General features: G+C 56.1%; 18 protein-coding genes, 2 tRNA genes and 1 pseudogene. 18 read left to right on the top strand and 3 right to left on the bottom strand.

Annotated features, from left to right (window positions below):
- The first annotated feature begins 159 nt into the window (after positions 1-159).
- The 7 genes from GLP43_RS04795 (at position 160) to GLP43_RS04825 (ending at position 5,896) form a co-directional block, all read left to right on the top strand.
- Positions 160-465: a Dabb family protein gene (locus tag GLP43_RS04795; protein ID WP_237278400.1), complete on the top strand. Its 306-nt coding sequence runs from the start codon at positions 160-162 to the stop codon at positions 463-465.
- Positions 466-1,596: an aminodeoxychorismate synthase component I gene (locus GLP43_RS04800; protein WP_237278401.1), complete on the top strand. Its 1,131-nt coding sequence runs from the start codon at positions 466-468 to the stop codon at positions 1,594-1,596.
- Positions 1,597-1,909: 313 nt separating this feature from the next.
- Positions 1,910-1,999, top strand: a tRNA-Ser gene (locus tag GLP43_RS04805).
- Positions 2,000-2,217: 218 nt separating this feature from the next.
- Positions 2,218-3,138, top strand: a complete 921-nt coding sequence (locus GLP43_RS04810) for a hypothetical protein (protein ID WP_237278402.1) — start codon at positions 2,218-2,220, stop codon at positions 3,136-3,138.
- Positions 3,139-3,145: 7 nt separating this feature from the next.
- Entirely contained in the window at positions 3,146-4,081 is a 936-nt protein-coding gene (locus tag GLP43_RS04815) for a S1 family peptidase (RefSeq protein WP_237278403.1), read from the top strand.
- Positions 4,082-4,488: 407 nt separating this feature from the next.
- Positions 4,489-5,211, top strand: coding sequence for a hypothetical protein (locus tag GLP43_RS04820; RefSeq protein WP_237278404.1), 723 nt, complete (start codon positions 4,489-4,491; stop codon positions 5,209-5,211).
- Positions 5,212-5,539: 328 nt separating this feature from the next.
- On the top strand, positions 5,540-5,896 hold the full coding sequence (locus GLP43_RS04825) for a hypothetical protein (protein WP_237278405.1): 357 nt from the start codon (positions 5,540-5,542) through the stop codon (positions 5,894-5,896).
- A gap of 296 nt (positions 5,897-6,192) precedes the next feature.
- Here the strand turns inward: GLP43_RS04825 and GLP43_RS04830 are convergent, their stop codons facing one another.
- Complete coding sequence (locus tag GLP43_RS04830; protein ID WP_237278406.1) at positions 6,193-6,351, bottom strand: hypothetical protein; 159 nt, start codon at positions 6,349-6,351, stop codon at positions 6,193-6,195.
- Between the two features lie 122 nt (positions 6,352-6,473).
- Here GLP43_RS04830 and istA point away from each other — a divergent pair.
- The 7 genes and pseudogenes from istA (at position 6,474) to GLP43_RS04865 (ending at position 12,045) form a co-directional block, all read left to right on the top strand.
- A pseudogene (gene istA / locus GLP43_RS04835) lies at positions 6,474-8,004 on the top strand (IS21 family transposase).
- Positions 7,994-8,785, top strand: coding sequence for an IS21-like element helper ATPase IstB (gene istB / locus GLP43_RS04840; protein WP_237278124.1), 792 nt, complete (start codon positions 7,994-7,996; stop codon positions 8,783-8,785). Before istA ends, istB begins: the two are co-directional and overlap by 11 nt.
- 124 nt (positions 8,786-8,909) lie before the next feature.
- Complete coding sequence (locus GLP43_RS04845; protein WP_237278407.1) at positions 8,910-9,758, top strand: hypothetical protein; 849 nt, start codon at positions 8,910-8,912, stop codon at positions 9,756-9,758.
- A gap of 2 nt (positions 9,759-9,760) precedes the next feature.
- The gene (locus tag GLP43_RS04850; protein ID WP_132998301.1) at positions 9,761-10,174 is read left to right on the top strand and encodes a phage tail protein; all 414 of its coding nucleotides are present in this window, start codon (positions 9,761-9,763) and stop codon (positions 10,172-10,174) included.
- Entirely contained in the window at positions 10,137-10,361 is a 225-nt protein-coding gene (locus GLP43_RS04855) for a tail protein X (protein WP_237278408.1), read from the top strand. The genes GLP43_RS04850 and GLP43_RS04855 overlap by 38 nt, the downstream gene beginning before the upstream one ends.
- Positions 10,352-11,359: a phage late control D family protein gene (locus GLP43_RS04860; RefSeq protein WP_237278409.1), complete on the top strand. Its 1,008-nt coding sequence runs from the start codon at positions 10,352-10,354 to the stop codon at positions 11,357-11,359. Before GLP43_RS04855 ends, GLP43_RS04860 begins: the two co-directional genes overlap by 10 nt.
- Positions 11,360-11,433: 74 nt before the next feature.
- The gene (locus tag GLP43_RS04865; protein ID WP_237278410.1) at positions 11,434-12,045 is read left to right on the top strand and encodes a hypothetical protein; all 612 of its coding nucleotides are present in this window, start codon (positions 11,434-11,436) and stop codon (positions 12,043-12,045) included.
- Positions 12,046-12,241: 196 nt separating this feature from the next.
- Here the strand turns inward: GLP43_RS04865 and GLP43_RS04870 are convergent, their stop codons facing one another.
- Positions 12,242-13,123 carry a hypothetical protein gene (locus GLP43_RS04870; protein WP_237278411.1) on the bottom strand — a complete coding sequence of 294 codons (882 nt, stop codon included), beginning with the start codon at positions 13,121-13,123 and terminating at the stop codon, positions 12,242-12,244.
- A gap of 309 nt (positions 13,124-13,432) precedes the next feature.
- Between GLP43_RS04870 and GLP43_RS04875 the strand changes: the two genes are divergently transcribed.
- Positions 13,433-13,531: transfer RNA gene (locus GLP43_RS04875), tRNA-Ser, on the top strand.
- 440 nt (positions 13,532-13,971) lie between these two features.
- On the opposite strand, the gene GLP43_RS04880 is transcribed toward GLP43_RS04875, so the two are convergent.
- The gene (locus GLP43_RS04880; RefSeq protein WP_237278412.1) at positions 13,972-14,466 is read right to left on the bottom strand and encodes a ferritin-like domain-containing protein; all 495 of its coding nucleotides are present in this window, start codon (positions 14,464-14,466) and stop codon (positions 13,972-13,974) included.
- Positions 14,467-14,782: 316 nt separating this feature from the next.
- Here GLP43_RS04880 and GLP43_RS04885 point away from each other — a divergent pair, with 316 nt between their 5' ends.
- Genes GLP43_RS04885 through GLP43_RS04895 form a run of 3 tightly spaced genes read left to right on the top strand, consistent with a single transcriptional unit; the run spans position 14,783 to position 16,939 of the window.
- Positions 14,783-15,343 (top strand): hypothetical protein, encoded by a 561-nt coding sequence (locus tag GLP43_RS04885; protein ID WP_237278413.1) that lies wholly within the window; start codon positions 14,783-14,785, stop codon positions 15,341-15,343.
- Positions 15,340-15,738: a phage holin family protein gene (locus tag GLP43_RS04890; RefSeq protein ID WP_237278414.1), complete on the top strand. Its 399-nt coding sequence runs from the start codon at positions 15,340-15,342 to the stop codon at positions 15,736-15,738. The genes GLP43_RS04885 and GLP43_RS04890 overlap by 4 nt, the downstream gene beginning before the upstream one ends.
- On the top strand, positions 15,728-16,939 hold the full coding sequence (locus GLP43_RS04895) for a DUF3618 domain-containing protein (protein WP_237278415.1): 1,212 nt from the start codon (positions 15,728-15,730) through the stop codon (positions 16,937-16,939). Before GLP43_RS04890 ends, GLP43_RS04895 begins: the two co-directional genes overlap by 11 nt.
- Positions 16,940-16,946: the final 7 nt, after the last annotated feature.

Below are 16,946 nucleotides of genomic sequence, written 5' to 3' on the forward strand. Positions count from 1 at the left end.
TTTATCCTCTGGCGTTCAGCCCCGAACCGGTCTTGCGATCAATCGACATGAAAAGGCGGGGACGTCTGCGACCAAGCAGGATCGTGGCGTAAACGGCTAGGGGCGTGCGCGCGGCGTTCACCGCATTCAGAATGCTTTATATTGTAGGGGAACAGTCAAATGTCAGACCAGAAATCCAATGGCCGGATCATTCGTCACGTTGTATTTTTCAGCGCCAAAGACGCGCAGGATATTGATCAAATCGTCGACGGCCTTTCCATGTTATCCGCTATCCCGTCCGTCAAGCATTTCGAGGTATCGCGAAACCGCAATGAAGACCGTTTTGCCAACGACGTAGATGTTATTGTTTATGCGGAATTCGAAGACGAAGCCGCATTAAAGGCGTATCGCGCCCATCAGATCTATCAAGATTGCATCGATCTTGTGCGGCCCCTGCGCGACATGCGTATCGCGGCCGATTTCTAGATGACAGTGAACCCGCAAGCGCGGTCGATCCTCTTTGACCGAGGGCCGCTTGGGGAAGGCTCCTTATTCCATCAACCAGAGCAAATCATTGAGGCCTGGCATCCTGACGAGGTCAGCGATGCCCTGCGTAGAATCGAAGCCTGTCATCAGCGTGGGAAATGGCTGGCAGGTACTGCATCATATGAGCTGGGGTATGCGTTGGTCTCCAAGCTACGTGCCAAGCTACCGATGGACCGCAAGGAACCGTTGCTTCGGTTCGGGGTCTTTGACCACGTCCATGTGCCGCCTGCTCCCGCGTTTAAAGGCGATTTCCACCTAGCGGCCTTCAAGCCGGAGTGGGATTTTCCGACTTACAAGCAAGCCTTTGATATCATAAGAGGCTATTTACAAAGCGGCGATATATATCAAGCCAATCTGACGTTTCCAATGACGGCAGCATATGACGGCTGTCTTATGCGCCTTTACGAGCGGTTAAAGCAAAAGCAGCCCGTTCCTTTCGGTGCTTTCGTGGATCTTGGCGGTGCAAAGCTATTGTGCCGATCGCCTGAACTGTTCTTTTCTCTATCGGTCGACGGGCAGCTGCGCACCCGGCCCATGAAGGGGACAATCAACCGCGGTGCGAATGCGGCAGAAGATGAGGCGCTCAAGGCCTGGTTAAGCCATTCCGAGAAGAACCAGGCCGAGAACCTGATGATCACCGACCTTCTTAGGAATGACTTCGCGCGTATATCGCAGGTTGGCAGCGTTCGGGTGCCAGCGCTATTCGAAATCGAAAGCTACGCAACCGTGCATCAGATGATCTCGGAGGTAACTGCCACCATCAAGCCCGACACCACACTGACTGATATCCTGACTGCGGTCTTCCCGTGTGGTTCGATTACAGGTGCGCCGAAAATCCGAGCGATGGAGATACTCTCCGACCTGGAGGCGTCGGCCAGAGGTGCCTATTGCGGTACAATCGGATGGATTGCTCCTGACGGTTCCATGGAATTCAATGTCGCGATCCGCACCTTGATCAGTGATTCTGAAGGACAGGCAAAGCTGAACGTCGGTGGCGGCGTGGTCTATGACAGCACGGCCCAAAGCGAGTATAACGAGGCTTTGTTGAAAGCGCAGTTCGCGCACATCTAAACGTCGATCCCCCGCGCGCCTGCGCAGACGATTTTGGCTGGGTTTGTCTTCAATAGCCGCCATAGCGATGTGCGCAGAGTGAAGTCGAACGGTCGGGGCACATATACCGACAACGCTAAATCCCCCGGTCTCAGTACCATCGCTCCCTCCGGCGCTCTTTTTCAGGCAAATAGACCCAAGACCCATCGCTAATTTCCGCCGCCGAGCCATACCTTTCAAAGGATGTTCACGCAGTTTCCAGAAATTTCGAATTTGCCGCTTTTTCGGAATTTTGACCTTGTTTCCTAAGCTATCCCTCTCTAAACGGGTCGACGGAGACGTGGCCGAGTGGTCGAAGGCGCTCCCCTGCTAAGGGAGTAGGCCCGGAAGGGTCTCGAGGGTTCGAATCCCTTCGTCTCCGCCACCCAACCTTTTGAAATAGCGCCTCATTTTTAGGGGCAGAGGTTAAGCGGGTTTGCTGGTGCCTTTGGGGTAAAAACAGCGATTGACCAATTGTTGCCCAGAATCGCGGAAGTACTGAGAATTGCTTTGAAGTGGCCGGCGCGCTAACAATGAGCAAAAAGCCTGCCAGCGCGTTTTTTGTGAATGGTGGCGACCACGGTTCAGAGGTGAGCAGTTCTTATGACGAAAGCCCGTTTTGAAATAGCCTTTGAGGGCGATCCATTTGACGATGGCGAGATCGATGTCCGTGATCTTGCTCCTACTCTCCTCGCATTCGGGAATGTCGTGCAGGCGGCGAATAAAGCACTCAACGGCGATCGCGCTGATGCTCGTCTCAAAGTCGCAGCAACCGATCAGGGGTCCTTTGTGGCCGCACTTACGATGGATGTTGGCTGGTTAACTGACATGTTGGACGCGGTGAATGCTCACCCTCAGCGCGTTGTCGCTGCTGACAAATTAATGGACCTGTTGATCAAGGCTGGGGGCATTGTGAGCGGCGGAGCGGTCGGCCTCTTTACCGCAATCAAAGTTTTGAGAGGCAAACGGCCGGAAAAGGTTGAGCCACTTGGTGATGGGACCACCCAAATAACTATCAACCACACAACGTTTGTTGTAGATGATCGCACAGTTGCTCTGTTGCAGGACCTACCCACGCGAGAAGCCGTTGAGGACCTCGGCGCGAAGGCGGCGCGTGTCGATGGCCTCGATAGTCTACGGATTGGTGTCGACAGTGGAGGTTTCGATGCGGTTCGTCTTTCTCGCAGTGATCTTCAGGCTCTCAAGGTGCCGCCAGAGCCGGATGAACCGGATACTGAGGTCACCCACCGAGATGCATGGTTAAAGATTGTTTCGGTTCATTTCCGTGACGGGTACAAATGGCGTTTTTCGGATGGTGGCGAGCGAGCGTTTACAGCTGAAATGGAAGACGCAGACTTTCAGAATAAAGTACAGGAAGGGCTCGTGACCCTAAATGCCAACGACGCAATTCGCTGCCGTCTGCGGGAGGAGCAGTCGCTATCTGCGTCCAGCCTGCTCAAGATTGTTTATGTCGAAGAAGTCTTAGAGTACCGGCCTGGGGCGCGACAGATGAGCTTGCTCTGAAGCGAGTTTGGCCGCAATCTTCGCGAGCTTAGGCTCGCTGAGCTTCCTGTACCAAGTTAATTATTCTTGGTTGTATTGGTCCTGGAAATTGCTCAAAAATTCGGCAAAAAATATTGATTACACGAGTGTTCCAGCTCAGTTTGATAGGAAAGTAAGGCTGATGACTAAATTCGTGCATGAGGGATCTTTGGCGGCGTTTAAGATTTTCTTGTGTTGTGATGAAGTCGAATTGTCACAGGGCACTGGCTTTTTGTATGGACATGCTGAGAAGACTTACTTGGTCACTAACAGGCACAACATTTCAGGGCGAAACACACTTACTGGCCAATATCTGGATAGAGATAAGCTACAGCCGAACTGGCTGAGCACAGACGTCAGGGTTTCTGGGTCAGGGGGAATCAGATCGGTAGCCGTGGGATTCGGTTGGGGGTTTAGTGGGACAAAGGCTTGGCTTGAGCATCCAGCGGGCCCTAACGTGGACGTCGTCGCTTGCGATGTTTCTGAATTCTTCAACGAACAGTCCGGTTCTCCAGTTAGGATCAATGAAATCAGTTCTGAATCATACCTAGTCGAAGTGGCCGATGAGGTTTTCCTTCTAGGCTATCCGTTGGGTTTGCATCTCGACGATTTCCCAATTTGGAAACGGGGGACCATCGCTTCGGAGCCAGCCCTCGATTATGAGGGTAGACCGATGATGGTAGTCGATACTGCAAGTAACAAGGGAATGTCTGGATCTCCGGTGATCTTGCGAAAAAGTGACGGTAGGATGGCTGACGGAAGTCAGGTTTTTGGTGGGCCCGTCGGGTTTCAATTTCTCGGAGTTTATTCGGGTCGTGTTGCTCCAAAGCGTGATTTGGATGCTCAATTGGGAATGGTTTGGCGAGCTCAGGTAATTGGGGAAATCATTGCGGCAAACACGCAATATGAGCCGCCAATGCGTTAGCCTGGTGCCAATAGCAAAGGACTAGCTAGATTGGTGAAAATGTTCGGTCATCATTCACAATTCTTAGCTTATTGCGTCCGCCGTCAGGCGTTGCCGACCGGAAGCCCCAGCCGTGATCCAGCAGTCGCTCGGACAGATCATGGCTTGCCAGTTTGCGGTACCGGTTGACCATATCGGCTTTCGACCAAACGCGCATGGTCCATGAGGCTGCCAAATTTGTATGTTTGAGCGTAGGATCACGTCTCTCAGGCGGGACGCAGCAATCCGTCGGGGTACTGCATGGGTTTCGCGACACACTTGCCTTCGCGCGCTCTGGTGTGCTGATCTGCCAATCGACAGTTACAGGGCATAAGAAGCCTATCCCGCTACCGGTCGCACAGGAGAATTAGACTTTGGCGCTTCTACACATGACGGACCGACTCGAAAACCTTCAGTCGATATGTGAGTATGGGTTGCTGTTTACTTATAACCCGCTCGAAGCTGCCGACACCCTGTTCGGCTCGAAGGAGCAAGCGGTAGCGTCGTTCGCACCAGGCGGCATGATCTGCCTGACTGAGCTGCCATACTGCGACGCACGTGATCTATTTGGGTCCAGATATGGTGTAGCGGTGACACAAGAGTGGGCGAAGCAGATAGGCGCGAGACCTGTAGTATACATTGACTCCGAAACGGATGCTGAGTTCACGGAACTTCGGGATCAAATATTTGCGGAAATAAAATCTGGCCTCCCTGCAGAAATCACAGAGCACGATGACCTTACACGATGGCTGATGGAGCTGGCCGTGACTAAACCAGCATTCGCCAAGTCGATGGGCGTTCCTGATCAATATGCGACCCTTAGAAGGCAGGCACTTTGGTTTCAGCGCGCAGGCTACAGGGAGGAAAGGGAGTGGCGCATTCGGAGCGGCGACCCATTCATCAACATTGAAGACACCAACTTAGATAAGACTGAGCAGCTAGACATGTTGCTGAATATGGTTAAAAACATCAAGGGCCTGCAGGCAAATCTAGCGCGTGTCATTCCTCCAAATGCAGTTGATTGCTTCTACGTCCCGAAAGGCCGCCGCATCGCGTTCGCTGAGTTCATTCAGGGTACCCAATATCACGATTCCGAGATTGCCTGCGAATAAACGGCAGTAAGTCACCGCGCTGTTGGCCAGCGTGCTTTGTCTGCAGGACAGCCAGCCTGGAGATCGTTCAGCAAACGCCAGGCATGCATAACGAATTAAGCAATACGGCCAAAGAACGAACGCAATGTAGATCGAACTGGCATTTGTCCGTCGTCAGCACAACCTAGTGGCCTAGTTTGTACCGCGGTAGCCGCTTTGCATATTCGGTCACGTTAATGGTCACTGACGATCTATGTGTTTAATTTTTATGTGGGAAAGTTCCAAGCCGCGCTTCCCTCGATAACACGAGGATCGTATTGCGTTACTGACTACGCAGAAGGAAAGACCAATGACAAATCCCAATAACAAAAGCGTCTTAGACCACGATGGATGGCCTACAAAAAGTCAGTTCGCCGAACTGCTTGGCTATGTCGCAAACGCTATCACAATCACAGTTCCCGTGACTGGAGGCCTCATATATCTGTGGAGCGAAAAGTCACTAAACGGATTGGATTTGATCGCCTTCATCATCCTTTTATTCTTTGGCGGAATAACGACCATTTGGTCATGGCTGATCGTGCTTTTCGCTACTAAAGGTGCAAACGCTGGCGACCCTAAGTACATGGCAGGAATGATAGCGTTCGGCGTGCTCGCCTTAGGTACCGCCTGCGGCATTGGTGCGACGCTTGGCTCCATCCTGTCGTAGAGTATAGATTCAATACTGGCATACGTATGCGTCGCAGTGCACGTCTAGTTTTTCAGCTCGACAGAGATTTGGCATTGAAATGCTGCACAATGTGTCGAACATCTGCTTCGTGTGAATTGCAATTGCGCGCTTGGGCATCTGGCAAACGGCTGGACAGGGCCGGAAGTCCCAATCATGTCAGACGTTGCGCATTCGGCGGATGCACCGATCCATGATGCGTTAGCTTTCGCCCAGCGTTGTGCTCGATCTTGATATCCGATTGTCTAGTGGGTGGCGCTGTACAGTCGCGGTCGTGTCTAGCCATCGCTGACGATGCGGATCTTGTTTCTCCGGTCCTCGGGCAGCTCCGGCCGGAAGTCCCAGCCGTGCTTCAGCAGCCTCTCTGACAGATCATCGGGTGCCAGCTTGCGGTACCGGTTCGCCATGTCAGCTTTTGACCACCCGCCATGGTCCATGAGGCTGCCTGTTGATTGTCACCGAGAACTGACCCGGCAACTGTAGAAATTGTCATTGAGAATTGACCCATGTGCAACCTTGCCCCTGCTTGAATCAGCTGGGAGCTATTGGAGTGTTAGACATGGGATTTCTGAGGATTATTCGGAAATGGGCTCTGCGAGACAAGATGCCCATCCGCGAGATTGCGCGCCGGACAGGGGTGTCTCGCAACACGATCAAGAAGTATCTGCGGACAGGGATAGTTGAGCCCGAGTTCCAGATTTTGAACCGACCGAGCAAGTTGGACCCTTATGCTGATAAGCTGACAGGCTGGTTGCTGTCTGAGCAGCGTAAATCACGGAAGGAACGGCGAACGGCCAAGCAGATGCATGCGGATCTGGTTCAGCTCGGTTTTGATGGTTCATATGAGCGTGTCGCGGCCTTCGTGCGGAACTGGAAGGGCGAACGACAGCGTGCTCAACATACGACTGACCGTGGTGTTTTCGTGCCGTTGGTCTTTCAGCCAGGCGAGGCGTTCCAATTCGACTGGAGCGAGGACTGGGCCTATGTCGGGGGCGAACGCCTCAAGCTTCAGGTCGCCCATATCAAGCTGTCTCACAGCCGCGCATTTCTGGTCCGGGCCTATCGGCTGCAAACGCATGAGATGCTGTTCGATGCCCACTGGCATGGCTTTCGAGTGTTTGAGGGTGTTCCGGGGCGTGGCGTCTATGACAACATGAAGACAGCCGTCGACCGGATTGGCGTCGGAAAGAAGCGCGATGTAAACGCACGGTTCCTTGCGATGACCAGCCATTATGTCTTTGACCCTGAGTTCTGCAATCCCGCGGCAGGGTGGGAGAAAGGTCAGGTTGAGAAGAATGTGCGCGACGCCCGCCATCGGCTTTGGCAACTCATGCCCGCCTTTCCGAACCTCAATGCGCTGAATGAATGGCTGGAGGAGCGCTGCAAGCTTCTGTGGGCCGAGACACCGCATGGCAGATTGCCTGGCAATATTGCGGATGTCTGGGACGCCGAGAAGGCCGCGCTGATGCCACTGCCCACAATGTTTGACGGCTTTGTCGAGCAGAGCAAGCGGGTATCCCCCACTTGTCTGATAGCATTCGACCGTAATCGCTACTCAGTGCCTGCCAGCTTTGCGAACCGCCCTGTCAGTCTCCGCATCTATCCTGAACGGCTGGTCATCGTCGCCGAAGGCCATGTGGTCTGCACGCATGAGCGCATTATTGAACGCTCACACCGTCAGCCAGGGCGCGTTATTTATGACTGGCACCATTATCTGGCGGTGGTTCAACGCAAACCCGGCGCGCTGCGCAACGGGGGCGCCCTTCGTTGAGATGCCAGAAGGGTTCCGGAAGCTGCAGGATCATATGTTGCGTAGGCCAGGTGGTGACCGCGAGATGGTCGACGTTCTGTCCTTGGTGCTCCACCATGACGAACAGGCCGTGCTTTGCGCGGTGGAAATGGCGCTGGATGCGGGCGTACCAACAAAAACCCATGTCTTGAACCTACTTCACAGGCTGGTGGATGGCGCACCGATAGACCAGCCCGATGTGACCCCGCCTGCGGCCCTTTCTTTGAATAAGGAGCCCGAGGCCAATGTCGCACGATATGACGGGCTACGCACTACAGGAGGAACACGTCATGCGTCATGATCCCGCAGGCGCTGCCATCGTCATTATGATGCGCAGCCTGAAGATGCCGGGCATGGCACAGGCCGTGCAGGACCTGCATGAGCAGGGATCGCCCGCTTTCGATGCAGCGATCCCCATGTTGTCGCAGCTGCTTAAGGCCGAAATAGCTGAACGTGAGGTGCGTTCCATCGCCTACCACATGAAGGCAGCACGCTTTCCGGCATACAAAGACATCTCTGGCTTCGACTTTAGCGCCAGCGAAGTCCGTGAAGCTTTGGTCCGTCAACTTCATCGATGCGAGTTCATGGAGGCGGCTGAGAATGTAGTGCTGATCGGAGGCCCTGGAACGGGAAAATCGCATGTCGCTACCGCCCTCGGCATTCAAGCAATCGAGCATCATCGCAAGCGTGTGCGCTTCTTCTCCACGGTCGAGTTGGTCAATGCGTTGGAGCAGGAAAAGGCCCAAGGCAAGGCAGGAAAGATCGCCGAGGCGCTGGTGAAAGCCGATTTGGTGATCTTGGATGAGCTGGGATATTTGCCGTTCAGCGCTTCGGGTGGCGCGCTGCTGTTCCACCTTCTGAGTAAACTCTACGAGCGCACCAGCGTCGTTATCACAACCAACCTGAGCTTTAGCGAATGGGCCAGCGTGTTCGGTGATGCCAAGATGACCACCGCGCTCCTCGACCGCCTCACACATCGTTGCCACATTCTCGAGACCGGCAATGACAGCTATCGGTTCAAGGCCAGCTCGGCGACAGCCAAACAAAAACGAAAGGAGAAAGCGGCATTGACGCCATCATAAAGCAAAGAACATAACAACTGGGTGGGTCAAGTCTCAGTGACAATGCCGGGTCAGTTATAAGTGACAATCAACAACCGGTGGCATCGGGGCGGCTTGGGAGGCGGTCAAAACTGCCATTGATCCTGTGCTGACCTGGATCGGTGATAAGTTCACCACGCTGATGACCTTGATCAAACCAGTGATCGAGGCGTTGAAGTGGGGCTATGAGAACGCGCAGCGCGCCGGCAACGCCATCGGCTCGGCCGTAGGCTCTGCGGTGGCCACGCGCGTTGAGCCTGGCAAAGTCTCGGGGCTCGGCAATACGGCGTCAAATGACAACGCGGCACCGATGACCAGTTCGGCCGCGGAGAAGCTATACGGAATCAAGCCGCAGAAGAACGCCTTGGGTGGACCCTTCCGTCCTGGCTGGCACCTGACCGGCGAGCTCGGTCCGGAGCTCAAGTTCGAGAATCGCTCGGGGTATGTGGCGAACAACCGCGCCATGCGCCAGCTTGCCGGCTATGCCGATCGTGTCGGCTCTGTGTTCAGCCCGACAGCGCGGCCGGCAAAGGATCGAGGTGTCCGCGTTCTGGATAAGCTGCGTCGCAACAGCTCGGGTGCGCGGCCGGCCAGCGATCGAGGAGCCCGTGTCCTGGACAAGTTGCGGCGCAGCAGCCCGCGGGTGGGTATTCCTGCGCAGCCGGCGCGTCGCCTGGGGACGGCTCCGCTTGCTTCGAATGAACACAGTCAGTCGCGCCGGCCTGATGTCGACGGCATGATGGCGCGCATCGAGGCCGTATTTTCCCAGACGGCCGCACCGGCACTGGCAGCAGCTCCTGCGCAGGCATCGCAAACCGTCACCAACCACTACACGATCAACGCGCCTGGGGCTGACGCTCATGAAATCTTGCGGCTCCTGAAGCGTGAGGAACATCGCAACGCCGGCAACGGTCTATTCGATCGCGCGCCGGCCACGGGGCCGTTTGGGAGATAACGATGGCAGAAGTCATGATGCAGCTCGGGTTCTTTCAGTTCTCCCTGGATAATGCTGCCTACCAGCGGCTCAGTCGATCGGCTGAGTATCGGTGGGCACGTCAGGCGCGGATCGGCACTAATGATGCGCTGCAGTTCACCGGCCTGGGCCCGGAGACTGTGGAGCTCGAGGGGGTGATCTATCCCCACTTCCGGGGTGGGCTGAAGCAGATCGATAAGATGCGCACACAGGCTAGCCTTGGGCTGCCGCTGCCCTTGGTGTCTGGCATCGGTAAGGTGCTCGGCCTGTGGGTCGTGGAAGGCGTCACCGAGGGGCAGGAAGTCTTTGCCTCGCAGGGCATCCCGCATCGGCAAGAGTTTACAATGAGGATGGCAAGATATGACGGCGGTGTCCGATCTCTACTTCGTTTCGTCTGAGGGCGATGTCCTGGACCAGGTCGTGGCTGCGCACTACGGGGACACCCTGGGCGGCAAGGTCGAGGCGGTTCTTGCCGCTAACCCTGGTCTGGGCGCACTGGGTGCCGTGCTCGAGCCTGGCGTTCGCATCCGGCTGCCGGATTTGGATATCTCAGAGCCTTCCGAAACGGCGCAGCTATGGGGTTGATGGATTTCCGACCGTTGGTCCAGGTCACGATCAACGGGGTGCCGCTGTCGGGGTTCGTGTTCTCGCAGCTGAGTTCGGTGCGCGTGTCCGACACGGCCGGCTTTATCTCCGATACTGCTGAGATCACTTTCGCCAATACGTCGCCGCTGTCGCGCTTTGCCATGCCGGAGCCCGGGGCCGAGGTCGCGATCGCCCTGGGGTATCTCGGGGAATTCTTGCAGATGGGGATCTATATCGCCGATGAGGTTGAGGAGAGCTCACCCCCTCGCATGATCACGGCCGTGTGCCGTGCCAAAGCGCAGGGCGAGACACAGAGCGGCTTTGCCCCAATCAGCCAGCAGAAGTCCCGGTCGTGGCCGGCCGGCATGACACTGAAAGCGATCGCCACCACCATTGCCGGCGACAACGGGCTAGAGCCGGCCGTGACCGAGGCCGCGGGATCTATCGTGCCTGGTCACATCGATCAGCTGGATGAAAGCGACCTGTCGGTTCTGACGCGGATTGCGGTGCTGCATGATCTCATTGCGAAGCCGGCCGGTGGCGTTCTCTATGTCGGTCGCAGGGCGGAGGGGGTGAAAGCCTCGGGACAGCCAACGGCGACAGTGGTGCTGCAGGAGCCAGATGTCACCCGCTGGTCAATGCGCCGGGGGCTCAGCGAGGCGACCGGTACGATTATCGCCACCTATCGGGATCTCGAGAAGGCCGAAGATGTAGAGGTGAAGGTCGGGGACGCGGAGCCGGTGCGCCGGCTGCGTCAGCGGTTCCGCTCTGAGGAAGAAGCGCGCGCCGTCGCGACGGCCGAGTCGCGCCGTGCCGGCCGTGCAAAGGAGACGCTTGAGGTGGAGCTGCCTGGCAACCCCTCAATCGCGGCCGAGGGGCGCTTGATCCCGATCGGGTTCAGCGCGGCCGCATCCGGCGTTTGGGTTGTGAAAACGGCGACCCATGAAGTCTCGGAGGGAGGCTATCGCACGATGGCCCAATGTGAGCGGCCGGAGTAGGGAACCCGCCAGAGGCACCATTTTGTCCACGCGGCCATCTTGGCCGGAAATGTCTGCACCTGGAGCCTATCTGCATGTCTGAAGAAAAAACCCCGCGCGCGGGGCTGATCAACTGGTCGGAGTGGCGAAAGGATGGCGGCAAGTTTTTCCGCATCACCGTCATCGGGGCCTTCGCTGCGTGGATTGGTGCCTATGTGCCCGTGGTGAATGAGCTGGTGTTCTCGCCATGGCGTTTAGGCGACAAGGTGGATGCCAATACCCAGACGCTGTCGCATCTGGTCGAAGACGTCAAAATGCTGCAGCGTCCGGATGTGATCTTCCGGATATCGCGATCGGACGTCTTGGGGCCTCGGTGCGGTGGCGGGCGCAGTTGCGCGATCGAGGTCGAGATTGAGCGGACCGAGGAGGGGCGCAACTGTCAGATCGTACCCGGGCAAACGCGTTATTCTTTCCGCAACCCGCGGACCGATGCCAGCCTGTACGTTCGCCTCGATCGGCCGGTGCAAAGCCAAAACGTCGGGTCAAAGCCGATCACGTTCCAGTATCAGGTGACCGCGCCATATGGCTTGGAGCCCAACGCTGAGTTTTGCTTGGAGCCGCTTTATACGAGTTGTCCTGGAATGTCTGAAGGGGATTCCCCAATCCGGGCAAACCGCAGCTGCACGGCCGTGCCAGTCGAGCCGTAAGTCCCAAGTGAAATGGGGGGAAACATTGTTTGTGCGTAGGATGGCCAAATTTAATGCATTTCGATTAGCATCACGCGCAAAAAATGGCAGTTAGCATTGGCTCTTCGGCCTTCTGGTACGATGAGCCACGCGGGCGTAAGTAATGACGCATGTTCAAGTGCCGGTGTGTTTTTGCAAAGTGATATTGTTACTCACTTCAAGAAATTGTATTCTGGCTCCCAACCGGCATGAAGGTAACTCGCGGAACCTTTTTACCGTCATCATCTACAATCTCGCCGTTAATTTCTACTGCAACACAAATTTCAGAATGACGAATAGGGGTGTCAGCAAAAATGTCACGGTACGTCATTCTGCTATAAACAATCATTGTTCTAGAGCCGTTTCTCACAGTCTCGGCATCCGCATCATTCAGCGCTCGCATCGGCCCCGAGACAACGTTGCCGGGGCCGATTGACGCTGTCTTGATTTCCCCTTCGTGTGGACCCGGTTGGAAGACCGGTGTCTTTTCGCCTGGGTTTATCAGTTTGTGCTCCGTGTAGCACTCAGTGTTGATACTTGGGCTTCGACCTGCGTTTTTCCAATTTGCGATAACAGCAAATCCATTTTTTGTGCGGACGTCATCTACAAATCCATTTATAGGACCAGAATCGAAACCGTGAGAGATGAGCCATGCCCTCTCCGCTTGCGCGGTCTTTACCGCAGCCTCAGTGCTACGCCAGTTTAAGTAAAGCGTGTATATAAGCGCGGTAGTGCCAAGCAGGCCAAGGACGAATTGCAGCTTGGTCAGCAAAACGATCTGATCAGTGGCGTCAGCCATGTTTTGCTGCGCGACAAGATCTTTTATTTCACGCTCGGTGGCTTCCCGCTGTTGCCTCACGAAGACTTCGGATTGTTTCGGTTCCTCAATTATTCTTACAGGAATGCCAAACGGTACGGGTTGATGCGCGCTCGTATCATTCGGCTTTGGGGTAATAGTTCGGTCATATTCGGCAATTTTGGCTGACTGGGCAAAAGACTGCCCTGCGAGCGCGCACATCAATCCAAATGTAGCTGCGATGATGCAACGGATGACATTCATAGCAACATAAACGCCGGTCAAAACTTCCCACAGGATAGCTTATTGGCGTCGTTGACCCCATTCTCACTGTTTCCGATAGCGCACAGCTTTTCAGTATATTGGGCTAATGTCACCCCCTTACCATTAGATTCCGAGTTGAGCAGGTTTGCGGTTTTCATGTGTCCGCAGATCATACCGTGAACAGACATTGCCCAATAATTGCCCCTTATCAGTGCACGTATATGCATTGTTCTGCACATTTGGGGTGGTGCCGTATCTGGCGTTTTTCGGCTCAAATCACTGCAAATAACCTTATTTTATTGGCTCTAAGGGGTGGTGCCGGATTTACCTGATTTGTCGGTGGCACTCCCCTGCTAAGGGAGTAGGCCCGGAAGGGTCTCGAGGGTTCGAATCCCTTCGTCTCCGCCATAACAATCGATTTTGGCACAATATTTCTCGTATGGGATTGCGACGGCGCAATTTCTGCGGGGGTGCCGTTGTGCAATGCATCGTCGTGGTTAAGACGGCGAGGGTCGTTTAAGCGTGAGTGATGTGTGGCATCTCGCGGCTTGATCGTAACAGCACAGTCCAAATTAAATATAGACGTAAATGAAGCATAGTTTTCAACGGCGTACTGAAAACTATGCAAATGCTGTTTGCTGACCTTTGGGGAGTATCAGGCTAGGCAAAACCATGACCGACTTTTGGCTATTTTGAACGGATGACAGGGCTTGAACAGACCTCAGGGCCGCGTGGCCGAATTGGATCCCCATGACAAGCTCGGCACGCTTTGGCCATGCACAAAAGCCCCGCTGTAACCGCAGGGCCTTTGTGTTTTCGGCGCTAGCGCGAGAGCTTTCGGCGCTGCATTATGCCGCGGCTTTATTCACGCCGCCTGTCGCGATGTCGGTCATGCGGCGGTCACCGTCATAGGTTTGGTCCAGACATTCCTGCAAGATGGCACCGTCCTCGTCTTTGCCCAAACGGTTAGCGAAGGCTACGAGGCAGCCATATCCGGCCAACGCATAGTGGACCATGCGTTGGTACTGGGTGATGATCATGGCGTCGCGCACGTCGTCATCGCCAAACTCAGCATTCAGTACGTGGGCCTTGGCTTCGGCAACCAAGCCCTCCATGCCTTTGCAGTGCTCGCCGGTTGGTTCGATACCGTGTGCGTTGCAGATTTCCGCGACTTTTTCCATGCCTTCGCTGATGCCGTTCGACCCGGCGATCAGGGCTTCGGAAAGCTCTTTATCAGAGGCCGCGCGGCCAAGGGCGACAACCACATCCAGCGACTGTTTGTTTGCGCTGTACAGGTCTTGAAGTTGGTCGTGGTACACGTCTTTAAGGCTATTCATCGGCATATCGATCTCCTTTGCGATGTGATTTGTATTCCCTGTCCAACGCGGCGATGCGCCAATGCGTTCCACGTTGTCTGCGTGCTCGGCGGTCTCGCGCGTACCTTTATATGCACGCCAAAATCACGCCCGTTCCGATGCAAGTTTTATCGTCCCTAAGGCCGGAAGCGGGGAACGAAATTCAACTTTGACGGTTGGTCCTTCGATAACAGGAACGTGACAAAAAAGGAGAAATTGAATGCATGGAATTTTCTACCTCATCGGCCTGATCGTGGTCGTTCTCGCCGTTCTCAACCTCATCGCCTAACAAAAGGAGCGCATCATGACTGACACAAAACATAGCAATCCTGCCGGCGCGCAGGACCTGAATGAAAAAGTAAAAGCCACCGCCGCTTCCGCTACGGATGAAGCCAAAACGCGGGCGAAAGACATGGCCGACACCGTTGCCTCCGATGCTGCGCGCTATGCAGATGAAGCCAAAGGTGCCGCCGCGAGCGAAGTCAAAGGCGTGGCCAGCGCATTGCGCACCGCCGCCGACGAATTGCGCAGCGGGTCGCCACAAGAACGCACCTTTAGCCAGCTTGCAGACGGGCTTGCGGATGCCTCTGACACCATGCGTGACAAGGATCTGGGCGAGATGGTCGGCGCGGTATCTGACTTTGCCAAACGCAACCCCTTCGTCTTTCTGGGCGGTGCTGCCTTGGTCGGCTTTGCCGCGACACGGTTTGCCAAAGCGTCGAACACTGGCGCACGCGGCGAACGCTATGCCTACGAGGGCCGCGAGATGGAACGCCCCGTACCGGCAGAGCGCGCGCATAACCTCGATACAGGTGATGTCGCCAGCCCCGCCGTAACCACCACACCGAAAGGGAGCACAGTATGACCACCGATCCCAATAAATCCACCGGCAGCCTGCTGAGCGATGCGCTGACCCACGTCAGTTCGCTTGTCCGCAGCGAGGTCGATCTGGCCCGTGCCGAAGTAAACGAAAACCTGAAATCTGCGGGTGCGGCCATCGGTCTGATCGTCGGCGCTGTCGTCGTTGCCCTGACTGCGCTGAATGTGCTGTCCGCGGCATTGGTCGCAGCCCTCACCGAAGCAGGCATTCCTGCGGGGTGGTCGGCCCTGATCGTCGGCGTTGCCTTTGCGCTGATCGCCTATGTGATGGTCAACAAAGGGACCAATTCGCTGAAGCTCAGCAGCTTGGCACCAAGCCGCACCACCAAGAACGTAAAACGTGACGCGCAAGCCGTGAAGGAGGTTTACGATGACAAATGAAAACCGCAGCCCCGAAGAGATCGAACGCGAGATTGAGCGCGAGCGCGCCGGATTGACCAGCACGCTGGACGATTTGCAAGACAAGTTTTCGGTTGAAACCATCGCCCGCCAATTCTCGGACCAGTTCCGCGAGCACGGGGGCGACATCGGCCGCTCTGTCACCGATGCGGTGAAGCGCAATCCGATTGCGCTGGCACTGACAGGTGCCGGGCTGGCGTGGTTGATGGCTGGCGACAAGGTGCCAAGCCGCGACCGCTATGTCGGCAGAGACCGTGACCCACGCGATCGAGCTGATTATTATGGCGTACGCGACGATCGCCGCGATCTGCCCGTTAGCGCACAGCAGCACGGCGTCGTGCCTGCGGGTCAACGGCGGGACTTGGGGCCGCAGCCCGGGGACCCGGCCAAGCCCTATTATTCGGGTCAGGTCGCGCGCACCGGTGATGTGCCATCTTGGGCGTTGGCGGATGATGATGATCAGCCCGGTATTGCACAACGTGCGGGGGATGCGGCATCGCGAGCTGGCGACCATGTGTCGGGCGCGGCGTCCAGCATCGCTGGCTCGGCGCAGTCGGCCGGATCTGCTGTTTCTGACAAGGCAAAAGGGGCTGCCGGTGCGGTGTCTGATGCCGGCCAATCGGTTGCGTCTGGTGCACGCGACTTTGCCTCCAGCGCCTCGGACCGTGCAGCACAGTTGCGCCGCCGTTTGGCAGAAGGCACAGAGGACTTGTCCGACCAAGCCCGCGAGCGTGTGATCGCCGCGCGGGAAAGTGCAGTCCGGGCACGTGCCGCCGCCGCCTCTTATGGCCGTGAGGGCCGCGATCGGGCTGTCGATATATTTGAAGAGCAGCCGTTGATCGCAGGTGCCCTTGCCTTGGCGGTTGGTGCAGCCATTGGTGCCGCTTTGCCCCGCAGCCGTACCGAGGATCGCTATATGGGCGATCAAAGCGACCAGCTGATGTCAGACGCCGAACGGATCTTTGCCGAAGAAAAAGCCAAGCTTGGCAAAGTCGCGCAAGCTGCTACCGACGAAGCGAAGAAAGTCTTGCGCGAAACCAAGGAAGACGCTGACGCCGCAGCACCTGCTGAAACCGCAGCTGATGCGCTGGCCAAGAAGGCCAAGGCGTCGGGTCAACGTGTCGTAGACGCCGCAGAGGCTGAAGCGGACAAACAGAACCTCGGCAGCGCCAAAAAGTCCTGAGTTTCTG

Source organism: Sulfitobacter sp. M39 (genome assembly GCF_021735935.1).
Taxonomy (GTDB): Bacteria; Pseudomonadota; Alphaproteobacteria; order Rhodobacterales; family Rhodobacteraceae; genus Sulfitobacter.